Raw genomic sequence first — 24,142 nt, 5'->3', positions numbered from 1 at the left:
AGGGCACACGACTGTGTGCGATATCTTCTACTCGCAGTAGAAGTCAGAGCGGCGAATCCGGTGCCGCCGGCAACGGACCCCCCGAGAGGCCACAGCGCATCCCGCGCGGCCGCGGCTACGCGAGGAGATTCCGATGACCGACCCCTCCGCCCAGAGCGGCTTCTGGCCCGTGGGTGCCGCCCGGCTCGTCTCACTGGCCGAGGCGACCTCCTTCCTGCTCCTCCTCGTGGCGACCGCGGTCAAGCACGGAGCGGACGAGGAGATCGGCGTCAAGGTCCTCGGGCCGGTCCACGGCGCCCTGTTCATCGCGTACTGCCTGCTGGTGCTCTACGTGTCGGTGCTGCGGCGCTGGCGCCCCGTGCGTACCCTCCTCGCACTCGGCGCGTCGGTTCTCCCGGTCGCACCGTTCTTCGTCGAGCGTCACTGGCTGCGGCCTCTGGATGCCGCCGACGGACAGTCCGGCACCGCCGGCCCCGCGCGGTCCGCTCCCGCGGGCTGAGCAGCCCGGGTGCGGTCCGCGAGCGGGCCGGCACGAATCGCCACCACCCGCTCGGATGGTGCTTCGGCCCCGCACCGCGCACAGCCGACCTGACGCGACACGCCGGGGGGAATGCGCGGAGAACCGCCCCACCCATGGCACCGTCAGTCCAGTCGGAATGGGCGGCAACGGTCGGCGATGTACACGATCAGCCCACTTCCGACCGGCCAACGGCGGCAGGATTTCTCGTCGACGCAACCCCCCGGGTGGAACGCATCCCCCCAGGTGGGCGGCGGCGCGGGCTCGTCCGCGCCATGCGGTCGGGGTGTTGCGCGCCCTTGCGCGCCATGGCGGGCCCGGTCCGGAGCGAGATCCGGCGGCAGCCCCGCCGCCTCGATGGCCCGTGGGTCGCAGCCAGGTGAACAAGGCGGTCGTGCCCCGGGGAGTGATGCGCGAGTGGACCAGGTCCGGGTGAGCACCGACGAGCACGTCCAGCACTGCCCGGCATGTGGGCGTGACCAGCGGTTCGAGCAACCCCCCTGCGCGGACGGCCATGGCGCCGACTGCCCGGAGCGGGCCTGTGTTGCCTGTGGCCACGCGGTGTTCGTCGGGCTCGTCCCCGCAGCCGCGCCCGTTCCCGTCACCGCGACCGCGGTGGCTCCCGCGGGTACCGGTACCAGGACCGCCGCGTGAGCCTGCACAGCCCCGTCCCGGAGCCGGACGTCCCGGCTGGCCCCTTCCGGCCCCCCGTCCGCCCGGCGGCGGCGTTCGGCGCCGCCCGGCCCACACCACCGTCACCCCCCGAGCAGGCCCCACCACCCTGGGCCAGATCGGGGCAGGGTCGCCCGGATGGCGCCAGGCGCCCGTCTCCGGCGTCCGACCAGCGTGATCACGGTGCAGCCCCTAACGTTGCAGCCATGGGGGGAACGCGGTCGCAGCTCAGTGCGCCTGCGCTCTTCGTGGCCGCCACCGACGCGCTGCGAGATGCGCTGGCGGACCTGCGGTCCGACGTGAGTATTCGGGAGATTCCCGCCCCGTCGCGGATCGCGCCGTTCGCGTTCGCGCTCGCCGGCGGCCTCACCGAGGACGACGAGGCCGCCTCGGGCCGGTTCGTCCTGCTCTTCGACCCGGACGGCCAGGACGCCTGGGAGGGGACCAGCCGGGTGGTGTGCTACGCCCGGGCGTCCGTCGACCCCGAGGTGGCGGACGATCCGCTGCTGCCCGGTGTCGCCTGGTCCTGGCTGCGGGAGTCGTTGCAGTCGCACGGCGCCCAGGTCCGCGCCCTCGGCGGCACGGTGACCACCACCTCCTCCCGCCGGTTCGGGGTCCTCGCCGCGGACGGCGACAACTTCGACGTGGAGCTGCGCTGCTCGTGGTCACCGGCCTGGGCCTCGCCCGACTGGGCATCGCTGGCATCGGCGTCGCCGGCATCGGCCGTTCCGGGGGGGAGCGATCCGGTCCTGGCGAGCCCGGGCGGGGTCACCGATCCGGGCCCCGGCTGGGATCCGCTGGACGCGGCAGCACACCTGCACTCGTTTGCCGATCTCCTCGCGGCGATGGCCGGTCTTCCGCCGCGCCTCTCCGGGGTCGTGCCGCTACCTGCGCGTCGGGCCTGAGTCATCACGTCGCGCCTGGCGCGGACACTGCGCGCCAGGCATGTCAACAGAATGCAGCCGTCATGACTACTCGTACGCTAAGAACGAACACTAAGCGTATAATCAGTGCGAATGCTCAGCCGTCTGGGCTGCCAGCACGGCCATTCACACGTACCATCGCCGATCGTGACGTCGACGGTTCCTGACTCAACACACCTGGTCAGTGAGGGTGCGGCAGCCGATGCTGCCGCCGACGCGTCGGCGACCGTCCCCATCCCCCTGCTGGAGCCGGCTGACGGCGTGCCGCCCGTGCTCGAGGACGTCCACGACCTCGTGGCGGCCACCGAGCTCCTGGCCGCAGGCAACGGCCCGGTCGCCTTCGATGCCGAGCGGGCGTCCGGCTACCGGTACAGCCAGCGGGCCTACCTCGTGCAGATCCGCCGCCGCGGCGCCGGGACGCTGCTCATCGACCCGGTGGCGCTGCCCGACCTGAGCGGAGTGCAGGCCGCGGTGGGCGAGGCCGAATGGGTCCTGCACGCGGCCAGCCAGGACCTGCCGTGCCTCGCCGAGCTCGGGCTGCACCCGTCCACCCTGTTCGACACGGAGCTCGCCGGACGGCTGCTGGGCTACGAGCGGGTCGGTCTCGGCGCGATGGTCGAGCGGGTGCTCGGCTACGGGCTGGAGAAGGGGCACTCCGCCGCCGACTGGTCGACCCGGCCGCTGCCGGAGCCCTGGTTGCGCTACGCCGCGCTCGATGTGGAGCTGCTCGTGGAGCTGCGCGACCACCTGGAGGCGGAGCTGACCGACCAGAACAAGATTGACTTCGCCCGCCAGGAGTTCGCCGCGATCGCCGCCGCTCCCCCGCGCGAGCCACGGGCCGAACCGTGGCGCCGCACCAGTGGTATCCACCGCGCGCGCAACCGGCGCCAGCTCGCCGCGGTACGCGCCATGTGGCTGGCCCGCGACAGGGTCGCCCGCGCCCGCGACATCGCGCCCGGGCGGGTGCTCCCCGACAGCGCGATCATGGACGCCGTCCTCAAGGCCCCCGAGGACGCAGCCGCCCTGACCCGGCTGCCGGTCTTCTCCGGCCACCGGTTGCGACGGTCGGCCACGACCTGGATGGACGCCCTCCGCGCGGCGGCTGAGCTGCCCGACAGCCAGCTCCCGAGCAGCGCCGGGCCGGGTGGGGACGGGCTGCCGCCCCAGAACCGCTGGGCCGAGCGCGACCCGGTGGCGGCCGCCCGGCTGGCCCGGGTGCGAGCCGCGCTGAACGCCATCGCCGACGACCAGGGCATGCCGGTCGAGAACCTGCTGGAGCCCGCGCTGGCCCGCCGTGTCACCTGGAGCCCGCCGCCAGGCCGGGACGCGGCGGCCGTCACGGCGGCGCTCACGACCGGTGGGGCCCGGCCGTGGCAGGTGGCCCTGACCGCCACCGCGGTGGCGGCCGCGCTCGCCGACCCGCCCCCCGCACCGCCAGGCCGCGCAGCGCCCGCCACCTCGGCCTCCGCCGCCACCTCGGCCTCCGCCGCCAACGCGGCCGGGACGGCGGCCAGGACCCGGCGGTCGGCGCCGCGCGCGCAGGCCGCCCGCGACGCTGCCGGTGAGACCGGCGGGGAGCCGTCCGCGACCTGACAGGCCTCGTCACCTGCGCTGTTCCCCCGCGCGGAACGCGGGCGCGGAGGACAGGTCGGCAGTCCAGAGCACTGATCCACCACCGGAGCGACGCCCATTACCTACCCGTCGGTAACTCCTGCCGTAGGCTGGTGTCCGTCACGGTCGGCACCACCTTCGGGGCACCCGGCCGGGCACCGGTGGCGGCGGGCCGCATACGCGCCGTCGACGGACAAGTGCGTCGAGGAGGCCGGTGATGTTCGTGAACGCGCGGGGTTCGATCCGCGATGTGGTGTTCGTCGACGGGGTGCGTACGCCGTTCGGCAAGGCCAAGGGTGTCTACACCGAGACCCGGGCGGACGACCTGGTCGTCCGGGTCATCCGTGAACTGCTGCGGCGCAATCCGTCCCTGCCGCCGGAGCGGATCGACGAGGTCGCGATCGCGGCGACGACCCAGATCGGCGACCAGGGCCTGACTCTCGGCCGGACGGCCGGCATTCTCGCCGGGCTGCCGAGGTCGGTGCCGGGCTACTCCATCGACCGGATGTGCGCCGGCGCCGTCACCGCGGTGACCACGGCCGCGTCCGCCATCGGCATCGGTGCCTACGATCTGGCGATCGCCGGCGGCGTCGAGCACATGGGGCGGCACCCGATGGGCGAGGGGGTCGACCCCAACCCCCGGTTCGTCTCCGAGAAGCTCGTCGACCCGTCGGCGCTCGTGATGGGCCTGACCGCGGAGAACGTCCACGACCGCTACCCGGCCATCACCCGGGCGCGGGCCGACGCCTACGCGGTCGCCTCGCAGACGAAGGCGGCGAAGGCCTACGCGGACGGCCGGATCCAGCCCGATCTCGTCCCGGTCGCGGCCCGGCACACCGAGAGCGGGTGGGAGCTGGTCACCGCGGACGAGCCGCCCCGCCCCGGCACCACGCTGGAGGGCCTCTCGGGCCTGCGGACGCCGTTCCGGCCGCATGGCCGGGTCACCGCGGGCAACGCCGCGGGCATCAACGACGGCGCCACCGGATGCGTCCTGGCCGCCGCCGACGTCGTCGCGGAGCTGGGCCTGAGCCGGAAGATGACGCTGGTCGGCTTCGGGTTCGCCGGCGTGGAACCGGAGGTCATGGGCGTCGGCCCGATTCCCTCCACGGAGAAGGCGCTGGCCCGCACCGGCCTGACCATCGACGACATCGGGCTGTTCGAGCTCAACGAGGCGTTCGCCGTGCAGGTCCTCGCCTTCCTCGACCACTTCGGCCTCGACGACGACGACCCGCGGGTCAACCCGTACGGCGGTGCGATCGCGTACGGCCACCCGCTCGCCTCCAGCGGCGTGCGGCTGATGACCCAGCTCGCCCGGGAGTTCGAGGAGCACCCCGAGGTGCGCTACGGCCTCACCGCGATGTGCGTGGGCATCGGCATGGGCGCCACCACGATCTGGGAGAACCCCCACCACCAGGCCGCCTGACCGGCCTGCCGGCACCCGGCCCGCCGGCACCCGGTCGCCGGCACCCGGTCGCCGACGCACCGACCCGCCAGCACCCTCGACCTCGAACCTTCGCATCGTCACATCTTCGGCCGAATGGGAGACGGAGCATGAGCAGCGCCGCGGTGACTCTTGATCATCCGGACGAGGTGGTCACACATGCCCATGTCCGGTACGCGCAGCTGCCCGGCGTGGCTGGCCCGGTCGCCCTCATCACCCTCGACAACGGGCACGACCACACCCGCCCGAACACCTTCGGCCCAGCTGGCCTGCGGTCCCTGATCGCCGCGGTCGAGGAGATCGAGGCGCACGACCCGCCGGTGGCGGCGGTCGCGGTGACGGGCAAGCCGTTCATCTTCTGTGTCGGCGCGGACCTGTCCTACCGGTCGTCGCTGACCGATCCGGAGGAGGTCCGGCCGAAGCTCGCCGCGCTCGGCGAACTCGGGCACACGGCGCTGCGCCGGGTCGGTGAGGGGCGGCTGGGCGACCGGAAGGTCCCGACCTTCGCCCTGGTCAACGGGGCGGCACTGGGCGGCGGCCTGGAGCTGGCACTGCACTGCGACTACCGGGCCCTGTCGACGGACATCGCCGCACTCGCGCTGCCCGAGGTGTTCCTCGGGCTCGTCCCGGCCTGGGGTGGCACCCAGCTGCTGCCGAACCTGGTGGGCCCCGAGAACGCGGTCACGATCATGATCGAGAACGCCCTCAGCCAGAACCGGACCCTGCGCGGCCCGCAGGCCTTCGCCCTCGGGCTGGGGGACGTCCTGCTGGAGCCGGCGGACTTCCTGGAGGAGGCGCTGCGCTGGGTCGGCCGGGTCCTGCGTGGCGAGGAGGACCCGGCCGCCGCCCGGCGGCCGGTCGAGCGGGGCGCGGCGTGGGCGGCGGCGCTGGAGCGCGGGCGCGCCCTCGCCGATGCCCGCCTGCACGGCGCCGCTCCGGCCGCCTACCGCGCGCTCGAACTGATGGCCCTGGCCGAGACAGCGGACGTCGACACGGGTTACGCGGCCGAGTCCGCGGCACTGGCAGACCTCGGAGCCGGCGAGGAGCTTGTCGCCGGCCTCTACGCGTTCGATCTGGTCAACAAGCGGGCGAAGCGGCCGGCCGGCGGTCCGGACCGCTCGCTGGCCCGGCCGGTGACGAAGGTCGGGGTCGTCGGCGCCGGCCTGATGGCCAGCCAGCTCGCCGCCCTGTTCGCACAGCGGCTCGAGGTCCCGGTGGTCATCACCGACCTCGACCAGGAGCGCCTGGACGCCGGAGTCGCCCGCGTCCACCAGGAGTTCGACAACCTGCTCCAGCGCAGGCGGATCTCGCCCGACCGGGCCAACCGGCTGAAGGCCAGCGTCACCGGCTCGCTGACCAAGGACGCGTTCGCGGACGCCGACCTGATCATCGAGGCTGTCTTCGAGGACATGGCGATCAAGAAGACGGTGCTCGCCGAGCTCGAGACGTACGTCAAGCCCGAGACCGTGCTGCTCACGAACACCTCGGCGCTGTCCGTGGCCGAGATGTCCGCCGATCTGACCCATCCCGAGCGCGTGGCGGGCCTGCACTTCTTCAACCCGGTGGCCGTCCTGCCCCTCGTCGAGGTGGTCCGCAGCCCGCGCAGCGACGACGCCACGGTCGCGACCACGCTCGCGGTGGCCCGGAAGCTGAAGAAGAACGCCGTGCTGGTCGCGGACGCCCCCGCGTTCGTGGTGAACCGCCTGCTCACCCGGTTCCTGGGCGAGGTGCTCGCCGCCACCGAGTCCGGTACCTCCATCGAGCAGGCCGACACCGCTCTGGACCCGCTCGGCCTGCCGATGTCGCCGCTCGTCCTGCTGTCGCTGGTCGGGCCGCCGGTGGCGCTGCACGTGGCGCAGACCCTGCACGGCACGGCGCCGGACCGGTTCCGCGACCCGGCTGGCCTGGCCCGGCTGGTCGCCGCCGGGAAGGCCGGTTTCTACACGACCGACGCGCAGGGCCGGCAGGTCGTCGACCTGCAGGCCGCGGAGCTCGTCCGCGGGCCCGCCGACGGGCCGGCGGGGAGCTCAGGGGGCGTGGGAGCCGGCACCGCCGCGGCCCTGACGCAGGAGCAGGTCCGCGAAGCCGCGCTGACGGCGCTCGCCCAGGAGATCCGGCTGCTGCTCGACGAGAAGGTCGTCGCCGAGCCGGCGGACGTCGACCTGTGCATGATCCTCGGCGCGGGCTGGCCGTTCCACCTCGGCGGCATCACGCCCTGTCTGGACCGCACCGGGATCAGCGAGAAGGCGACCGGGCAGCGTTTCAACCCGCCCGGCGTGGCGACGATCGCCTGAGCCGGCTCCGGCTCAGGCGCCGCCGCTGCCGCCCCAGCCCGGTCCCACCGACCGGGCTGGGTGGCCGTCGTCCGCACACAGCTGTATCCGCACACAGAGCTGTGTGCGGATACAGCTGTGTGCGGATACAGCCGGGCTGCCGGGGTGGGGCTCAGCGGGCGCGAGGCGCGCCCGGAACGACGGCCGCAGCTCCCGTGTCTCCGGATGCGGTTCCGCGCGTCTCCCGCACACTGAGGCCGTCCTCGACACGCCCCCGCGGCGAGGCGGGCGAGGTGGGCGGGCCACCCGCGGGGACCGGTTCGTCCCGTGGCCGCAGCGCGACCCCGATCAGGGCCCAGAAGATGTCCGCGAGGGTGGCGAGCAGCCGGGCGACGACGGCGATCAGCGTCGACGGGCCGCTCGACAGCGCGGGGGCGAGGGCGAGCACCAGCACGGCCTCGCGCACCCCCGCCCCGGCCGGCAGCACCAGGACCAGGAAGCCCGCGGTCCAGGCCAGCGCGTAGGCACCGACGCACAGCGCGACCAGCCGGGCGCCACCGACCTGTGGGCTGAGGTCACGCACGAGAAGCCAGGTCCCGATGCCGTAGCAGACGAAACCGGCGATCAGCCAGCCGGCGCCGGCGAGGATGGGGCCGGCGGTCAGCGGCTCGCCCAGCGGGGGGCGCCGCAGCAGGCGGAAGGCCAGGGCGAGCAGTCGGGAGAGCACCGGCGGGAACAGCACGACCGCGAACAGCGGCACCACCGCCAGCGCCCACCAGTAGTCGGTGAGGGCGTCCCGGGAGACAAAGGGCAGAGTGGCTGCCGCGGTGACGCCACCGCACGGCACCGCCAGCGCGAGCACCACCAGGCTTGCCGAGGCCGACGTCGGCCGGGAGACGCCGTAGTCGCGGGACAGTTCCATCTGCGCGAGGACGGGCCAGACGCTGCCCGGGATGTACTTGCCGATCTGGCCGACGCAGAAGATCCGCACGGTGGCCCGCAGCGGCAGCCGCGCGCCGAGCCCGCCGATCACCGCCCGCCAGGACAGGACGGTGGCGCCGACCGCCAGCACCGTCGCCACGGCGGAACCGCCGAGGCCGAGGGCCGTCAGGTCACCGATCGAGTCGCGGACGTCGTTCCACTGCCGCACCAGAGCGACGGCCAGCAGTGCCGCGGCAACCACCAGCGCACCGCGCACAGCCCACCAGCGGGCACCCCGGTGGCGTGGCGGGGTCCCGTCGATCCGGGCGTCCCCGTCTGGATCCGCCCCGCTGACGCCTGTCACCAGGTCAGCGTAGGACGTCCTCGCACGACCACCAGCGCCGGGCCGCGCGGAAAGGCGCGACCCGGCAGCTCCGGCCCGGAACCGACAGTTCCGGCCCGGGGCGTCGGCCCCGCGGCGCGCGCTGGGCAGCGGGCGCCGCGGAGCGACTCAGGCCTGGCCGGTAGCGGAGGCCTGGCTGGACTTGCTCGTGCCGGCCGACTCGACCTCTTCCGCCAGCGCGTTCTGGCGGCGAGCAACCGCCTCGATCACCTTGCGGGCGAGGTCCTGCGGAGCAAGGCCGACCTCGGCGAGGACCTCGTCACGCTTGCCGTGGTCGAGGAACCGCTGGGCGACCCCGAACTCACGGAGCGGGACGTCCACGTCGGCGTCGCGCAGCAGCTGCGCGACGGACGCACCGACACCGCCGACCCGGCCGTTGTCCTCGACCGTGACGACCAGGTCGTGCTCACGGGCCAGCTCGACCAGCGCCGGGTCCAGCGGCTTGACCCACCGCGGGTCGACGACGGTGACACCGATGCCCTGGCTGGCGACGCGCGCGGCGACGTCCAGACAGGTCGGGGCCATCGCGCCGACCGAGACCAGCAGCACCTCGCGGTGACGTGCCACCGCCGGCGCCCGGTACAGGATGTCGACCCCGCCGACCTTGTCGATCGCCGGCGTCTCCGGGGCGATCTTGCCCTTGGGGTAGCGGACGACCGTCGGACCGTCGGTGTTCGAGACGGCCTCGTCGAGCTCGGCGCGCAGGGTGGCCTCGTCCCGCGGTGCGGCGATCGCCAGACCGGGCACGACCTGCAGGAACGACATGTCCCACATGCCGTTGTGCGACGCGCCGTCCTCGCCGGTGATCCCGGCGCGGTCGAGCACGAAGGTCACCGGCTGGCGGTGCATCGCCACGTCCATCAGGACCTGGTCGAACGCCCGGTTCAGGAAGGTCGCGTAGATGCACACGACCGGCTTGAGGCCGCCCATCGCCAGGCCCGCCGCGGAGGTGACCGCGTGCTGCTCGGCGATACCGACGTCGAACACCCGGTCGGGGAACGCCTTCGCGAACGCCTTCAGGCCCACCGGCTGCAGCATGGCCGCGGTCATGGTGACCACGTCCGGCCGCTCGGCGCCGATCCGGACGATCTCCTCGGAGAACACCGACGTCCAGGTCGTGCCCTTGGACGCCGACACCGGCTTGCCGGTGGCCGGGTCGATGACGCCGACGGCGTGGAAGTTGTCGGCCTCGTCCTGCTCGGCCGCCGGGTAGCCGAAGCCCTTCCGGGTGATCGCGTGCACGATCACCGGGCCGCCGAAGTCCTTGGCCCGACGCAGCGCCGACTCCATCGCGGCCACGTCGTGGCCGTCGATCGGGCCGACGTACTTCAGCCCCAGGTCCTCGAACATGCCCTGCGGGGTCACGACGTCCTTGATGCCCCGCTTGATGCCGTGCAGGGCGTCGAACAGCGGCGCGCCGACGAGCGGCGTGCGACCCAGCACCTGCTTGACGACGTCGAGGACCTGCTCGTACTCGGGCGCCAGCCGCAGCGAGGCGAGGTGGTCCGCCAGCCCGCCGATGGTCGGCGAGTAGGAGCGGCCGTTGTCGTTGACAACGATCACGACCTGCCGGTCGGAGGCGGCGATGTTGTTCAGCGCCTCCCAGCACATGCCACCGGTCAGGGCACCGTCACCGACGACCGCCACGACCGCACGGCTCTCCCCGCGCAGCGCGTAGGCCCGCGACAGGCCGTCAGCGTAGGACAGTGCCGTCGAGGCGTGCGAGTTCTCGATGATGTCGTGCTCGGACTCCGCCTGGCATGGGTAGCCAGAGAGCCCGCCACGCTGACGGAGTCGGTCAAATGCCTCCCGCCGACCCGTCAGAATCTTGTGAACATAGGACTGATGCCCGGTGTCCCACAGGACCCGGTCAAAAGGCGAATCAAATACCCTGTGAATAGCGAGAGTGAGTTCGACAGCCCCCAGATTCGGCCCGAGGTGGCCGCCTGTACGGGCCACCGCGTTGATGAGGAAATCACGGATCTCGGCCGCGAGCGCCACCAGTTCCTCGTGGTCGAGGCGCTTGACGTCCTGCGGGCTGTCGATCGTCGACAGAAGCGACACGGCGTGCTCTCCCTCCCCCGAAAGGGGATCGGTCCGGGTCCGGCAAAGTCTACGCAGCACGCCCTGGGGTCCGCAGACAGGCTCCCGACATGTGAGCTGCCCGGAGAACGTCAGGTATTACACCGGGTCGCGGTAGAATCCCCCTCCCGCTGCCGGGAATGTGCTGCGGGTAACCGCGGAAGAGAGCCCGCGAACCAGGCGTGACGCGTTGGCAGCCGCTCCACCCCGGGACGGTGTGGTCCCGTGAGGGACGAGCTGGGGACTGCCCGGCAGGCATTCCTCCCCAGCCCTCTGGGACTTTCGGACGAGTGTGCATACGCACGTCATCTACTCGTGACATTTTCGTGACATCGCACTGGCCCCTACCGGCACCCCCGATTGTCACCGTCGACCTTACCCAGAGTCAGCAGGCGCCTGGCGGGGCGGCCGCCGGGCGGACCGGCCGCGGAGCCCGGCGCGACCTCTCATGGTCATCAGCCATGCCGCCGGGATCTGACCGCGACCCCGCAGTCCTTCCGGACAGGGCCGATGTCGCCGCGCACGGTCTGATGACCTGCGATCACGTCCACCACCCGGAAGTACATCCGGCTCACGCCGTCTGATACCAGGTATCCAGGGTAGATGCCTGGTGCCTCCGACCCGGACCAACGACCCGAGCGGGGCGACCAGCGTCCCGGGACCAAGGGACGGGTCCGCCAGGACCGGAGCCCGCCACCGCGCCGTCGCGCCTTCCCTCACACGGGCTGCCCCGGCGGAGATCACCCAGAAGCCCGACCTCCGCCGCCTGCTCCGGCAGCGGGTGAGCGAGCCGCATCAGCGGTTCCACGGAAAGGACCACGGTCGAATCGGGCATATCCGACCCGATACCCGGGCAACGGCGGAATGCGATCCGGATCCGCGCAGAACCCGGACAATACTCAGGATCGCGCTGGTGACGGACAACCCCGGAGACAATGCGGCGGATTCCCCCGCGCGCCGTTCACCAGGCCGCCGGTCCACCCGACACACCGGCCAGGCGACGAGGCGACGAGGCGGGCCCGTTCGACGGTCGCGCGTCCGTCAGCGGTCACCGGGGTGCTTCCCGGTCACCGCCCCGCGGCCTGCGTCGGGTCGTGGGTGGACGTCGGCTCCAGGATCGCGACGCACTCGACGTGCGAGGTCATCGGGAAGATGTCGAACGCGCGCAGCCCGGTGAGCCGGTACCCCTCGCCCGCGGCCACCGCGACGTCCCGGCCGAGTGCCGCGGGGTCGCAGGCCACGTAGACGACCCGGCGCGGCCGGTGCGCGAGCAGCGCGGTCATGACCTCCCGGCCGGCCCCGGTGCGCGGCGGGTCGAGAACCGCCACATCGACCCCGGGGCGGGCGGAGCCGCCGGTCAGGCGGCTGACGGTCGCCGGGGTGACGCGCAGTGCCCGCAACGAGACCCACGGCAGGTCCGCCAGGCTCCGGGCGGCGGAACGGACCGCGGCCTCGTCCGACTCCACGGCGATGACCTGGCCGGTCGGGCCGACCGCTGCCGCGAGGAACGCGGCGAACAGCCCGGCGCCGCTGTACAGGTCGAGCGCCGTGTCACCGGGCGCGGCGCCGGCCGCGTCCCGCACCGCGGCGACCAGCGTCGCCGCGGCCGCCGGGTGGACCTGCCAGAAGACCCCGGGCTCCAGATGGAAGCGGCGGCCCTCGACCGTCTCGACGACCTGGACCTCGGCCTCGGGTGGCGGCGGGCCGTCCGCACGCGGGCTGTCCGGATGCCGGCTTTCCGGCTCCGCCCCGCCTTCGCCGGCCGGCACCTGGACGACCTGCCATCTGCCGGACCTGGTCGAGTACGCGACCGCGCCGGACTCGCGGTCCGGCGGGGAAGCCGGCATCGCGACGAGTTCCACCGCCTGGCCGGTGCGGTCCGGACTGGCCGGGCCCTGGAGGAAGGACGGATCGGCGATCACGCTGGCGAGCAGCGGGTCGGCGATACGGCAGTCCGGGGTGGCGACAACCTCGTGGGAGCGGTGCGCGCGCAGCCCGACTCCGCCGTCGGGGGTGCGGGAGAAGCGCATCCTCGTCCGCCAGCCCAGCCCGTCCGGCGCGGCGGAGGTCAGCGCCTCGACCAGCACGGTCAGGTCCAGGCCCGCGATCCGGCGCAGTGACTCCTCCACCACCCGCGCCTTGAGGCGCCGCTGCGCGTCCAGCGAGGCATGCTGCCAGTCACAACCCCCGCACAGGCCTGGCCGGGCATGGGGGCACGGTGGCTCGACGCGGTCCGGGGACGCGACGAGGACCTCGACCGCGTCGGCGCGCCAGTAGCGGTCGTACGAGACGTCGGTGATCCTCGCCCTGACCCGCTCCCCCGGCAGCGCGTGCCGGACGAACACCACCCGGCTGTCCGCCCGCGCGACGCACAGGCCGTGGTGCGCGACCGCCCCGACCTCCAGCTCCACCAGCTCGCTCGGCGGCACCGGGGTCCGCGCGACCCGCTCGGCGCGGGCCGGCGGGGCCGCCCGGCCCGGCTGGGTTCCTCGGCCCGCCCGCCCCGGCTGGGCCGGACCGCCGCGCAGCGTCGGTCGCCCGCTCACGTCCCACTCCTGCTCTGCTCGGACCCACCTGGCTGCTCCGGCCTGCCGGGCCGCTCCGGCTTACCCGACTGCTCCGACCCCGGCGGCTGCCGGGACGACCGGGACTGACCGGTCGGCACGGCAGCCCGGCCGCGCCGGACAGCGCCGGCTCCCGCGTGCTCGGGGCGCACCCTGGCGTGTGAGCTGGACTCGAGCTGCCAGGGCACGCTGGTCATCATCACTCCGGGCTGGAACAGCAGCCGGGCCTTGAGCCGCAGCGCGCTCTGGTTGTGCAGAAGATGCTCCCACCAGCGCCCGACGACGTACTCGGGGACGAACACCGCGACCACGTCCCGTGGGCTCTCGCGCCGGATGCGGGCGACATACTCGAGCACCGGCCGGGTGACCTCCCGGTACGGCGAGGCGAGCACGACAAGATCGATCTTGATGTCACGCTCCTCCCAGGCCTGCCGGAGGCGTTCGCTCTCCGCCGGGTCCACGGCGACGGTCAACGCGACCAGCGTGTGTGGCCGGGTGGCCTTCGCGTAGGCCAGCGCCCGCAGGGTCGGGGCGTGCATCTTGCTCACGAGCACCACGGCATGCACGCGGGACGGCAGCGTCGGCGGGCCGGGCTCCGGTGTCAGCTCGGTGGCGACCCGGTCGTAGTGGCGCCGGATGGCCTGCATGACCAGATAGATCACCGGGATGGCGATGCAGACGATCCACGCCCCGCGGGTGAACTTCGTGAGCAGCACCAGGATCAGCACCGCACCGGTGAGGCAGGCGCCGAGGAAGCTGACCGCCTGGTAGCGCCGGACCCGGCGCCGCATGGCAGGCTCCAGCGGCACCCGTCCGGTCAGCTGGTCGTCGACGTTGCCGGCGACGATGCCCGACGCGCCTGCGTCGACCTCCTCCGGCGGGGTGGCCGAACCGCGCAGCAGGCGCGCCCAGTGCCGGACCATCCCGGTCTGGCTGAGGGTGAAGGAGATGAACACACCCAGGATGTAGAGCTGGATCAGCGCCGTCACCTGGGCGTCGAACACGACGATGAGCAGGATCGCGAACCCGGCCAGCACGATGATCCCGTTGGAGTAGGCGAGCCGGTCGCCGCGGGTGTGGAGCTGACGCGGCAGGTAGCCGTCCCGCGCGAGGATCGAGCCGAGCACCGGGAAGCCGTTGAACGCCGTGTTCGCGGCCAGGATGAGGATCAGGGTGGTGACGGCCGCCACGTACACGAAGCCCGGGGAGCCGTCGCCGAACACCGCCGCGGCGATCTGGGCGATGACCGTCCGCTGGTCGCTGCCGTCGCCGCCGACGAGATCGGCCGGGTTCTCGGCGATGTGGACGTCCGAGATCAGCGCGAGGGCCGTGACACCGACGAACATCGTGACGGCGATGGTTCCCATCAGCAGCAGCGTGGTGGCGGCGTTGCGGCTCTTGGGCCGGCGGAAGGCCGGCACGCCGTTGCTGATCGCCTCGACACCGGTCAGCGCCGTGCAGCCGGACGCGAACGCGCGCAGGAGCAGGAACACGAGCAGCAGCCCGGTGTAGTCGTGCTCGGCATGGATCTCGTAGCCGGCGCTCTCGGCCCGTGGGGCGTCCCCGAGGGCGGTCTGCACCAGTCCCGTCACGATCATCACCAGCACGCCGACGATGAAGGCGTAGGACGGGACGGCGAACGCCGAGCCGGACTCCCGCACCCCGCGCAGGTTGACCAGGGTGAGCAGGACGACCAGCAGCGAGGCCAGCAGCACCTTGTGCTCGGCCAGGCCGGTGGCCGCGGATGTCAGGTTGGCGACACCCGCCGAGACCGACACGGCGACGGTCAGCACGTAGTCGACGAGCAGCGCGCTGCCGACCATCAGGCCGGCCCGCGGGCCCAGGTTGACGGAGGCCACCTCGTAGTCGCCGCCACCGCTGGGATAGGCGTGCACGTTCTGCCGGTAGGAGGCGACCACGGTCAGCATGAGGATGACCACCGCCGCGGCGATCCACGGCGTGTAGTGCAGCAACGTCAGCCCGCCGAGGGCCAGGACGAGAAGGATCTCCTCGGACGCGTAGGAGACGGACGAGAGGGCGTCGCTGGCGAAGACGGGCAACGCGACCCGCTTCGGCAGGAGGGTCTCCCCAAGCCGATCGCTCCCGATGGGACGACCGACGAATCCGCGCTTCAGTCGGTCTGTGAGCGCCACGCGGCGATGCTACCGACCGAGGTCACACCTCCCCACAGTGTGTGACGTGGCGCACTCCGGTGCCCACGCGGCGGTGGAGAGCCCCGCCAGCTGGACGAACGGGGTTGCGGGACAGGCATCGACCGGGCAACCCCGGTCGGACTACGCTCACGTCCCGTGCACGTCGTGATCCTCGGCTGCGGCCGGGTCGGCTCCTCCCTCGCCGGTGCTGTCGAGCGCCTCGGCCACTCGGTGGCCGTCATCGACCAGAACCCGGGGGCCTTCAACCGCCTGTCGGCCGGCTTCGGCGGCCGCCGGGTCACCGGCATGGGCTTTGACCGCGACACCCTGATCGAGGCCGGTATCGCTGATGCCGCCGCGTTCGCGGCCGTGTCGAGCGGGGACAACTCCAACATCATCTCCGCCCGGGTCGCCCGGGAGATGTTCGGGGTCGAACGGGTCGTCGCCCGCATCTACGACCCCCGGCGCGCCGAGGTGTACGAGCGCCTGGGCATCCCCACGGTCGCGACCGTGCGCTGGACCCGCGACCAGATCCTCGGCCGCCTCGTCCCGGACGCCGTCACCCCGGAGTGGACGGACACGTCCGGCTCGGTGCTCCTCACCGCGGTCACCCCGGCCCGCGGCTGGGCCGGGCGGCGCCTCGCCGAGCTGGAGGCGCGGGCCGAGGTACGGGTGGTCTGCGTGACCAGGTTCGGCGACGGCCTGCTCCCGGACGCCCGCACCATGATCCAGGATGGGGACGTCCTGCACGTCGCGGTGGCGAAGATGCGGGCCACCGAGGCCGACGCCGTGATCCGCACCGGCCCGCAGCACGACTGATCACGAGCCAGGGACTGATCACGAGCCAGGGACGGAGACCAGCGATGGCACAGGAACCGGACGCGCGCGCCGCCGCCGAGGGGCAGGGCGCAGCGCCCGCCGGGCCCGGCGGGCGCTCCGCGCGCTGGGTGGCCATCGCCGGCGCGGGCAAGGTCGGGCGCTCGATCGCCGCGGAGCTGCTGGAGAACGGCTCCGAAGTCATGATCATCGAGCGTGAACCGAACAAGATCCGCCGGGACGCGCTGCCCGCCGCCGAGTGGCTGCTCGCCGACGCCTGCGAGCTCTCGTCGCTCGACGGCGCGGGTCTGGACCGCTGCGCGGTCATGGTCGCCGCGACCGGCGACGACAAGGTCAACCTGGTCGTGTCACTCCTGGCGAAGACCGAGTTCGGCGTGCCGCGGGTGGTGGCGCGGGTCAACCACCCCAAGAACGAGTGGCTGTTCACCGACTCGTGGGGAGTCGACGTCGCGGTCTCCGCCCCCCGCCTGCTGACCGCCCTCGTGGAGGAGGCGGTGAGCGTCGGCGACCTGGTGCGCCTGATGAAGTTCCGGCAGAGCGACGCCTCGCTCGTCGAGCTCACGCTGACCGCGAACGCGCCGGTGGTCGGCCTGCGGGTCGGTGATGTCGACCTGCCGCCGGACACGGCGCTGGTCGTCATCCTGCGCGACGGTCACGCCATCGTCCCCTCCGCGGACTGCGCGCTGGAGCCCGGCGACGAGGTGCTGGCCGTCGCGACCACCAGCGAGGCCGAGGAGAGCCTCGCCGCGCTGCTCGGGGCGGTGCCCGCCGGCGCGGCCCGTGGCCCGGCGACCTCGGGCACGCTCTAGGGCCGGCACCAGCAGGGAGATCAGGGGCGCGGCGGCTCGACGGGCTCCGCCAGGTCGCCGGTCTCCGCGAGGGCGGCCGGTTCGCCGACCGGGTCGGCACCCCTGGCGGGAAGGGGGGCGAGGCGGCGGACGATCGCGAAGGTCGCGAGGACCGCCACACCGAACAGCGGCAGCCCGAGCGCGATGTTCGCGGCGGCGAGCCAGCCGGTCTCCCCGGCGAGGTACAGCAGGCCCTGGACGACGAACCGCACCCCGAACACGGCGATCCAGACCAGGGTCGCCCACACCGCGGCCCGCCGGACCGCCGGGTCCTCCCGCCAGCCGGTGTAGCGCTTGTCGAAGCCGGCCATCACGTATCCGCCGATCGGCCGACCGGCCACGACGGACAACAGACCGACCACGGAACAGACCGCGTTCTTCGCGATGGACGGGAGGAAGAACCCGTCCGCACTGCCCGTGCGCGAGGCGATGAAGGCGGCGAAGCCGACCGCGAAGAGGCCGGAGAAGGCCTGCTGGACCGGTTCCCTGCGGACCAGTCGGAGCACGACCAGCCCGAGCGCCGCCGCGATCGCGACGACGATCGCGGCGGTCAGGCCCGCCTCGGCGTTGACGGTGACGAAAGCCACTGTCGGAATGGCACTGTCGATGATCCCGCGCGGGCCGCCCACCGCCTCCGCCAGGGACAGCGGGGGCTCCGAGCCACGCTCGCGGCCGGAGCCACGTGGGCCCGGCGCCGACTTCGGCAGGGACGGGTCAGGCGGCGGGACTGGTGGCATGGGCGATGGGGTCCTGTTCCTCCGGGCGCCGCTCAGGCGCTGGTCGAGGAGACCGGCAGCAGCTCGTACCGCGGGTTGAACATCGTGGTCCGCTCGTCGCGCACGACCACGCGGCCAGATGCCTTCACCGACCGGCCGGCCTCGATGCCCGCGATGTGTTTGCGGCCGAGAAACACGAGGGTCACGGTTCCGCTTCCATCATAGAGGTCGACCTCGAGGCTGGGCGCCCCGGAACGCGCCCGCACGGTGACCGAACGTATGGAACCGGCGACACAGGCCTCGGTGCGGTCCCGACAGGCAAGCATCGGCTCGGCCCCCGCGGCCTCCGACGCTCGCCGCAGGTCCTCGTCCTCGAGCTCCTGGTTGTCCGCTGTCAGCTGGTGGAAACGCCGCCCCAGCCAGCTGCGCCCTTCGCCCACGGCTCCTCCGATCATCGAACCGCTCCCGTAGCCGGGCGACGGATTCCGACCTTTCGACGTCACCGGGCCAACACACATGGGGCTCTGCCCCGGTGGCCGACGCGACGGCGCTCTGCACCGGGATTATGAAGTGGACGGACCGCCCGCCACCACCGTTCCGTACTCAGGACTGGACAAGTCGCCGACCCGACAACCGGGGCAACGAACCGTTCCGCGCTGTTACGCGGACGTTCCGGCGCCAGTCACCGCACCGCACCCACCGGCTTCGCCCCGGCAGCGCCCAGCAGCGGCCACCTGGGAGCAGCTCGACGGCCTCGGCCACCGCAGCACACCCACGACGGCTCCCGTGGGCGGAGACCGTCGCTGAGGGCCGGCGCGGGAGGCCCGGGTCCAGTGAGCGGAGGAGGGAAGCGGCGAACGGGCCGACGGGGGCTCGGTCGGTCAGCCCATCTCCGCGATCCGCGTCCCTCGGACCGGCATCGGCGCCGCGGTCGAAGTGCCGGGCGTGACCTCCCGTGACGGGCCGTCGGAGTCACCGGAGCCCTCGGGGCCGTCGGCGACCTCCTTCGGCAGCCGCAGCGGAAGCGGGTCACGGACGGGCATCGCCTCGTCGCCGCGTACCACCACGATCCGCCGCAACGTCTCGTCGAGCAACGGCCCGGCGGCGACGTCCTGCCCGGCGGCACCGGTCACCACGGCCCGCAGGAACCAACGGGGACCGTCGACGCCGATCATCCGGCCGGGCACCGTCTCGCCGGGGCGGTTGGTGGGCAGCCGCATCCGCAGCTCCGCACCGAACGGCCCCTCGCCCTCGGCGCCGCCGGAATCGCGCAGCGTCTCGAGGATCTCCGCGCGGACCTCGTCCCACAGCGGCGCGGTCCTGGGCGCGGCGAACACCGCCAGTTCCATCGCGCTGCGGCCGTCGGTCACGACGACCGTCAGCGGCCGACCGGTGGACTCCTCCACCTGGAACTGGACCTGGACCCCGCGCAGCGCCGGCACCCGCAGGGCGCCGAGGTCGAGCCGGTGGATGTCGTCCTGCGGCGCGGCCTCGGCGTCGTAGGGACCGGGCCGGTCGACGTCCCGACCGCCCCGCGCCTCGTCCGGGTCGGGGCTGGCCTCGACGGAGGCCTTACGACCGCGACGGAACACCGTGTGCCTCCGTTCCCGGCCCGCCGGAGGCGTCACCGAACCCACCTGTCGAGCCGAACCCGCCGGTGCCGCGCACCGAGGTGGGCAGGGTGGCGACCTCTCGGAAGACCGCGTGCTCCACCCGTTGGACCACAAGCTGGGCCACCCGGTCCCCCTTGCGGAGAGCGATTGATTCGCTTCGATCTGTGTTTATGAGAATCACCTTGATTTCTCCACGGTAACCGGCATCGACGGTACCGGGGGCGTTGACGACGGAGAGTCCATGACGCGCGGCGAGGCCGCTGCGCGGGTGCACGAAGGCCGCGTACCCGGCGGGCAGCGCGATGGCCAGGCCCGTCCCGACGATGGCCCGCTCGCCCGGCGCCAGCGTGACGTCCTGCGCGGTCACGAGGTCCGCTCCGGCGTCCGACGGCTGGGCGTAGGAGGGCAGTGGCAGATCCGGGTCCACCCGGTGGACCAGTACCTCCAGAATGGCGTGCGGGTCACCGGTCGACGGCTCGCCGTGGCGCGGGGCGGCGTGCGGCGTGGGGGCGGTCGCGGTCATGATTCTCCTGGGTCGTCCTCACCCGGGTGGGCTGTCCGCGACACTAACGACTCGCTGCGCCGCGACCGCCAGCGCATGCCCGGCGACACCCCGGCCACGTACCGGCCCGCGGTCACGGTGCTCCCCCGCTCGGGTGGGGAATCCGCCCGCTGGCGGGTAGAGATGGGACGGTGGTGCCGGACCAGTGAGCGGCGACACCAGCACGCACCGGAGCAGACCGGGGCGGCGGCGACGAGAGGTGTGGGGTGTCCGGATCGGGATCGAAAATGGGATGGAAGGTCGTCGGCGGCGCGGCGGCCGCGCTCGCCGGCACCGCGGCGAACCGGGGGGTGACCCTCGCGTACCGGAAGGTGCGCAAGTCCGACCCGCCGAAGAACCCGGTCGACCCGGACACCGCCTGGTCGGAGGCGATCGTGTGGGCAGCGGTCTCCGGCCTGGCGGTGGGCCTGGGCCGGTTGGCCGCGGAACGCACGGCCGCACGCGGATGGGTTCGGGCGACAGGCTCCCTGCCGCCCGGTATGCAGCCGAACTCCGCGAGCGCGAAGCCTGCGCGCAGGCAGGAAAGGGCCCCGCAGGAGGTCTGACACAGCCCTGAGGGCGGGCACCGGGAGCCGCCAGCTGGTCCGCGGGCGTAGCGCCCGCGGACCAGCGTGGCTCGCGGACCAGCGTGGCGCGCAGGGCGGCGCGGTCAGCCGGCCAGGCTCAGCAGCCGCGGCCGGTCAGTCGATGCGGCGCATGTCCTTGCGGAAACGCCGCCCGTTCTCGACGTAGGACTCAGCCGCCATCCGGATCAGATCCTGGGGCGCGGCGCCCTCCCGGATCTTCGCCGGGATACCCAGGGCCATGGCCCGTTCGGGGACCACCACCCGGTTACCCACCACGGCACCGGCGCCGACCAGGCCACCCCGGCAGACCCGGGCCTCGTGCAGGACGATCGACCCCGAGCCCACCAGGGAGCCGTCCTCGATCACGCAGCCCTCGAGGTGCACGATGTGCCCGATCACGCAGTCGTCACCGACGATCGTCGGCAGCAGCGCGGTCGCATGGATGACGGAGCCGTCCTGGATGGACGTCCGCGCGCCGACGCTGATCAGCCCATGGTCACCGCGCATCACGACACCCGGCCAGACCGTCGACTCCGGGCCGATCCGGACGTTGCCGATCAGCGTCGCCTCGGGATGGACGAATGCGGACGGGTCAATCGACGGGACGAGATCTCCCAGGGCATAGATGGGCACGTTCCCATCCTGCCCGATCGAGCCGCCACCCGCCCCGCGCACCACCCGTCGCGCGCGGGTGCGGTCAACCGGCGGCGGGCACCAGCACGACGTCCACGGCCAGCTCGCCGCTGGTGCCAGCCAGGGTGAGCTCCCAGATGCCGCCGGCGCTGCGCAGGTCCGCCGCGGCCTGCTCGACCAGGGCGACCGTGGCCGCGTCGCCGCTGACCCTGGCGGTGGCGACCTCGGCCTTCATCGAGACCTTGGCCTCGGACTTGGCCCGCCGCACCGCGGACAGCGCGGCGCCGACGGCATCCAGCAGCTCGGGGCGCCCGCCGCCGGCCACTGTGCGGATCCGGTCCGCCTCGGGCCAGGAGGCCCGGTGCACCGAGCCCTCCTGCCACCAGGACCAGACCTCCTCGGTGACGAAGGGCAGGAACGGTGCGAAGAGGGTGAGCAGCGTCGACAGCGCCACCGACAGGGTCGCCTGCGCGGAGGCGGCGCCGGCCGCGCCGTGCGCGCCGTAGGCCCGACCCTTGACCAGTTCGACGTAGTCGTCGCAGAACCGCCAGAAGAAGGTCTCGGTGACCTCGAGCGCCCGGGTGTAGTCGTAGCCCTCGAACGCCTCGGTCGCGGTGGCGACGACCCGGGCCAGCTCGGCGAGCAGCGCCCGGTCCAGCTCCTCCGTGACGGCCTCCGGGCCGGGGGCGGGCGCGCTGGCGGAACCGGGGCCGGTGGCGGCGGACGTCACCGCAGTGCCGGGGCCGCCGGCGCCATCCGCGCCCTCGCTCGCCTCGGCGAGGCCGAGGACGAACCGGCTCGCGTTGAGAATCTTGATGGCGAGCCGGCGGCCGGTCTTCATCTGGCCCACGTCGAACGCGGTGTCGGTGCCCGGTCGGCCGGAGGCGGCCCAGTACCGGACGGCGTCCGAGCCGTGCTGTTCCAGCAGGCCCAGCGGCGTGACGACGTTGCCCTTCGACTTGGACATCTTCTTGCGGTCCGGGTCGAGGATCCAGCCGGAGATCGCGGCGTCCGACCAGGGCAGCGCGCCGAACTCGGCGTGGCTGCGCAGCACGGTCGAGAACAGCCAGGTCCGGATGATCTCGTGGGCCTGCGGGCGCAGGTTCATCGGGAACACCTGGGCGAACAGGGCCGGGTCGCTCTCCCAGCCGCTGACGATCAGCGGGGTCAGCGAGGACGTCGCCCAGGTGTCCATGACATCCGGGTCCGCCATGAAGCCGCCCGGCACGCCGCGCTGCTCGGCGGTGTACCCCGGCGGGACGTCACTGGACGGGTCGACCGGGAGCGCGGACTCGTCCGCGACGATCGGCGCGTCGTACCGCGGGTCGCCCGCCTCGTCCAGCGGGTACCAGACCGGGAAGGGCACGCCGAAGAAACGCTGCCGGCTGATCAGCCAGTCGCCGTTGAGACCGTCCACCCAGTTCTCGTAGCGCACCCGCATGTACTCCGGGTGCCAGCGCAGTTCGGAGCCGCGCGCCCGCACCTGCTCACGCAGCTGCTCGTCCCGGCCGCCGTTGCGGATGTACCACTGGCGGGTGGAGACGATCTCCAGCGGCCGGTCGCCCTTCTCGTAGAACTTGACCGGGTGGGTGATCGCCCGCGGCTCGCCGAGCAGCGCGCCGGACTCCCGCAGGGCCTCGACGACGGCCACCCGCGCGGCGGCGATCGTCTTGCCCGCGACGCGGGTGTAGTGCTCGCGGCCGGCCGGCGCGGTGATCGCGTCGGGTGCGTCGGGGAGCAGCCGGCCGTCGCGGCCGATCACCGCGCGGGCGGGCAGCCGCAGCTCCCGCCACCAGATGACGTCGGTCAGGTCACCGAACGTACAGATCATGGCGATGCCGGAGCCCTTCTCCGGATCGGCCAGCCGGTGCGCCACGACGGGCACCTCGACCTCGAACAGCGGCGTGCGGACCGTCTGCCCGAACAGCGCCTGGTAGCGCTCGTCCTCGGGGTGAGCCACCAGGGCCACGCAGGCCGGCAGCAGCTCGGGACGGGTCGTCTCGATCACGACCGGCTCGCCGCCGGGCCGCGGGAACGCCACGGTGTGGTAGGCACCGGGGCGCTCCCGGTCCTCCAGCTCCGCCTGCGCGACCGCGGTGCGGAACGTGACGTCCCACAGGGTGGGGGCCTCGGCCAGGTACGCCTCGCCGCGGGCCAGGTTACGCAGGAAGGCACGCTGGGCGACCACCCGCGAGCGGCTGTCGATCGTCGCGTAGGTGTACGACCAGTCCACCGACAGGCCCAGGAGGCGCCAGAGCTCCTCGAAGCCCTTCTCGTCCTCGATCGTCAGCTGCTCGCACAGCTCGACGAAGTTGCGCCGGGACACGGGGATCTGGTCCTTGCCCGGCTTCGCCGGGGGGGTGAACGCGGGGTCGTAGGGCATCGAGGGGTCACAGCGCACGCCGTAGTAGTTCTGCACCCGGCGTTCGGTGGGAAGCCCGTTGTCGTCGAAACCCATCGGGTAGAAGACCTCGAGGCCGCGCATCCGCTGGAAGCGGGCGATCAGGTCGGTGTGGGTGTACGAGAACACGTGGCCGACGTGCAGGGAGCCGCTTACGGTCGGCGGGGGTGTGTCGACCGAGTAGACCCGCTCACGCGGAACCGACCGGTCGAACGAATAGGTCCCGCGCTCCTGCCAGTCGCGCGACCAGCGGGCCTCGATCCCGTCCAGGCTCGGCTTCGCGGGCACCGCGCGGGTCGGCCGTTCCGTACTGTCCGTTGCCACCACGCGGCCAATCCTACGGGTCGGGCGATCGTCCTCCCGGCGGCGGCTCCGGCCGGGCCCGCGGCCGGGTGTTGGCAGGATG

The 24,142-nt window shown here is 73.1% G+C and carries 19 protein-coding genes; 9 read left to right on the top strand and 10 right to left on the bottom strand.

Annotated features, from left to right (window positions below; genetic code table 11):
• The first annotated feature begins 133 nt into the window (after positions 1–133).
• The 6 genes from AB1460_RS14410 (at position 134) to AB1460_RS14385 (ending at position 7,458) form a co-directional block, all read left to right on the top strand.
• Positions 134–499, top strand: a complete 366-nt coding sequence (locus tag AB1460_RS14410) for a DUF3817 domain-containing protein (protein ID WP_368961724.1) — start codon at positions 134–136, stop codon at positions 497–499.
• 450 nt (positions 500–949) lie between these two features.
• Positions 950–1,171 carry a hypothetical protein gene (locus tag AB1460_RS14405; RefSeq protein WP_368961722.1) on the top strand — a complete coding sequence of 74 codons (222 nt, stop codon included), beginning with the start codon at positions 950–952 and terminating at the stop codon, positions 1,169–1,171.
• Between the two features lie 224 nt (positions 1,172–1,395).
• Positions 1,396–2,094, top strand: a complete 699-nt coding sequence (locus AB1460_RS14400; RefSeq protein WP_368961721.1) for a DUF3000 domain-containing protein — start codon at positions 1,396–1,398, stop codon at positions 2,092–2,094.
• A 111-nt stretch (positions 2,095–2,205) separates the two neighbouring features.
• On the top strand, positions 2,206–3,705 hold the full coding sequence (locus tag AB1460_RS14395) for an HRDC domain-containing protein (protein WP_420497268.1): 1,500 nt from the start codon (positions 2,206–2,208) through the stop codon (positions 3,703–3,705).
• Positions 3,706–3,940: 235 nt separating this feature from the next.
• Positions 3,941–5,146 carry a thiolase family protein gene (locus tag AB1460_RS14390; protein ID WP_368961719.1) on the top strand — a complete coding sequence of 402 codons (1,206 nt, stop codon included), beginning with the start codon at positions 3,941–3,943 and terminating at the stop codon, positions 5,144–5,146.
• 128 nt (positions 5,147–5,274) lie between these two features.
• Positions 5,275–7,458, top strand: coding sequence for a 3-hydroxyacyl-CoA dehydrogenase NAD-binding domain-containing protein (locus tag AB1460_RS14385; RefSeq protein WP_368961718.1), 2,184 nt, complete (start codon positions 5,275–5,277; stop codon positions 7,456–7,458).
• A 151-nt stretch (positions 7,459–7,609) separates the two neighbouring features.
• On the opposite strand, the gene AB1460_RS14380 is transcribed toward AB1460_RS14385, so the two are convergent.
• From AB1460_RS14380 to AB1460_RS14365, 4 genes are all read right to left on the bottom strand, one after another.
• Positions 7,610–8,722 carry a lysylphosphatidylglycerol synthase transmembrane domain-containing protein gene (locus AB1460_RS14380; protein WP_420497267.1) on the bottom strand — a complete coding sequence of 371 codons (1,113 nt, stop codon included), beginning with the start codon at positions 8,720–8,722 and terminating at the stop codon, positions 7,610–7,612.
• A gap of 147 nt (positions 8,723–8,869) precedes the next feature.
• Positions 8,870–10,825: a 1-deoxy-D-xylulose-5-phosphate synthase gene (dxs, locus tag AB1460_RS14375; RefSeq protein WP_368961717.1), complete on the bottom strand. Its 1,956-nt coding sequence runs from the start codon at positions 10,823–10,825 to the stop codon at positions 8,870–8,872.
• Between the two features lie 1,085 nt (positions 10,826–11,910).
• Positions 11,911–13,389 (bottom strand): class I SAM-dependent RNA methyltransferase, encoded by a 1,479-nt coding sequence (locus AB1460_RS14370; RefSeq protein ID WP_368961716.1) that lies wholly within the window; start codon positions 13,387–13,389, stop codon positions 11,911–11,913.
• Complete coding sequence (locus tag AB1460_RS14365; RefSeq protein WP_368961715.1) at positions 13,386–15,560, bottom strand: APC family permease; 2,175 nt, start codon at positions 15,558–15,560, stop codon at positions 13,386–13,388. The genes AB1460_RS14370 and AB1460_RS14365 overlap by 4 nt, the downstream gene beginning before the upstream one ends.
• Positions 15,561–15,716: 156 nt before the next feature.
• Between AB1460_RS14365 and AB1460_RS14360 the strand changes: the two genes are divergently transcribed.
• Both AB1460_RS14360 and AB1460_RS14355 read left to right on the top strand, forming a co-directional pair.
• Positions 15,717–16,379 (top strand): potassium channel family protein, encoded by a 663-nt coding sequence (locus tag AB1460_RS14360; protein ID WP_368961713.1) that lies wholly within the window; start codon positions 15,717–15,719, stop codon positions 16,377–16,379.
• Positions 16,380–16,423: 44 nt separating this feature from the next.
• Positions 16,424–17,206, top strand: a complete 783-nt coding sequence (locus tag AB1460_RS14355) for a potassium channel family protein (protein WP_368961712.1) — start codon at positions 16,424–16,426, stop codon at positions 17,204–17,206.
• A 20-nt stretch (positions 17,207–17,226) separates the two neighbouring features.
• Here AB1460_RS14355 and AB1460_RS14350 read toward each other — a convergent pair whose 3' ends face one another.
• The 4 genes from AB1460_RS14350 to dut form a co-directional block, all read right to left on the bottom strand.
• Positions 17,227–17,982, bottom strand: a complete 756-nt coding sequence (locus tag AB1460_RS14350) for a DUF3159 domain-containing protein (protein ID WP_368961711.1) — start codon at positions 17,980–17,982, stop codon at positions 17,227–17,229.
• A gap of 32 nt (positions 17,983–18,014) precedes the next feature.
• Positions 18,015–18,401, bottom strand: coding sequence for an OB-fold nucleic acid binding domain-containing protein (locus AB1460_RS14345; protein WP_368961755.1), 387 nt, complete (start codon positions 18,399–18,401; stop codon positions 18,015–18,017).
• 441 nt (positions 18,402–18,842) lie between these two features.
• On the bottom strand, positions 18,843–19,553 hold the full coding sequence (locus AB1460_RS14340; protein ID WP_368961710.1) for a DUF3710 domain-containing protein: 711 nt from the start codon (positions 19,551–19,553) through the stop codon (positions 18,843–18,845).
• Entirely contained in the window at positions 19,534–20,097 is a 564-nt protein-coding gene (dut, locus tag AB1460_RS14335) for a dUTP diphosphatase (RefSeq protein ID WP_368961709.1), read from the bottom strand. Before dut ends, AB1460_RS14340 begins: the two co-directional genes overlap by 20 nt.
• A gap of 245 nt (positions 20,098–20,342) precedes the next feature.
• Here dut and AB1460_RS14330 point away from each other — a divergent pair, with 245 nt between their 5' ends.
• Entirely contained in the window at positions 20,343–20,681 is a 339-nt protein-coding gene (locus AB1460_RS14330; RefSeq protein ID WP_368961707.1) for a DUF4235 domain-containing protein, read from the top strand.
• A gap of 135 nt (positions 20,682–20,816) precedes the next feature.
• Here AB1460_RS14330 and AB1460_RS14325 read toward each other — a convergent pair whose 3' ends face one another.
• Together AB1460_RS14325 and valS are read right to left on the bottom strand one after the other, a co-directional pair.
• Positions 20,817–21,335 carry a gamma carbonic anhydrase family protein gene (locus AB1460_RS14325; protein ID WP_026310581.1) on the bottom strand — a complete coding sequence of 173 codons (519 nt, stop codon included), beginning with the start codon at positions 21,333–21,335 and terminating at the stop codon, positions 20,817–20,819.
• A 64-nt stretch (positions 21,336–21,399) separates the two neighbouring features.
• Positions 21,400–24,063: a valine--tRNA ligase gene (valS, locus tag AB1460_RS14320; protein ID WP_368961705.1), complete on the bottom strand. Its 2,664-nt coding sequence runs from the start codon at positions 24,061–24,063 to the stop codon at positions 21,400–21,402.
• Positions 24,064–24,142 lie beyond the last annotated feature (79 nt).

This window comes from Parafrankia sp. FMc2, assembly GCF_041008525.1.
In the GTDB taxonomy this organism is placed as follows: Bacteria; Actinomycetota; Actinomycetes; order Frankiales; family Frankiaceae; genus Parafrankia.
The sequence above is the reverse complement of the archived record's forward strand: the minus strand, read 5'-3'. Positions and strand labels throughout refer to the sequence as shown.

Excerpts from the sequence above, each read along its gene's own strand:
- AB1460_RS14385 (WP_368961718.1), top strand. The coding sequence starts at position 5,275 with ATGAGCAGCGCCGCGGTGACTCTTGATCATCCGGACGAGGTGGTCACA.
- AB1460_RS14410 (WP_368961724.1), top strand. The coding sequence starts at position 134 with ATGACCGACCCCTCCGCCCAGAGCGGCTTCTGGCCCGTGGGTGCCGCC.
- AB1460_RS14395 (WP_420497268.1), top strand. The coding sequence starts at position 2,206 with ATGCTCAGCCGTCTGGGCTGCCAGCACGGCCATTCACACGTACCATCG.
- AB1460_RS14390 (WP_368961719.1), top strand. The coding sequence starts at position 3,941 with ATGTTCGTGAACGCGCGGGGTTCGATCCGCGATGTGGTGTTCGTCGAC.
- AB1460_RS14350 (WP_368961711.1), bottom strand. The coding sequence starts at position 17,982 with ATGCCACCAGTCCCGCCGCCTGACCCGTCCCTGCCGAAGTCGGCGCCG.
- AB1460_RS14400 (WP_368961721.1), top strand. The coding sequence starts at position 1,396 with ATGGGGGGAACGCGGTCGCAGCTCAGTGCGCCTGCGCTCTTCGTGGCC.
- AB1460_RS14355 (WP_368961712.1), top strand. The coding sequence starts at position 16,424 with ATGGCACAGGAACCGGACGCGCGCGCCGCCGCCGAGGGGCAGGGCGCA.
- dut (WP_368961709.1), bottom strand. The coding sequence starts at position 20,097 with ATGACCGCGACCGCCCCCACGCCGCACGCCGCCCCGCGCCACGGCGAG.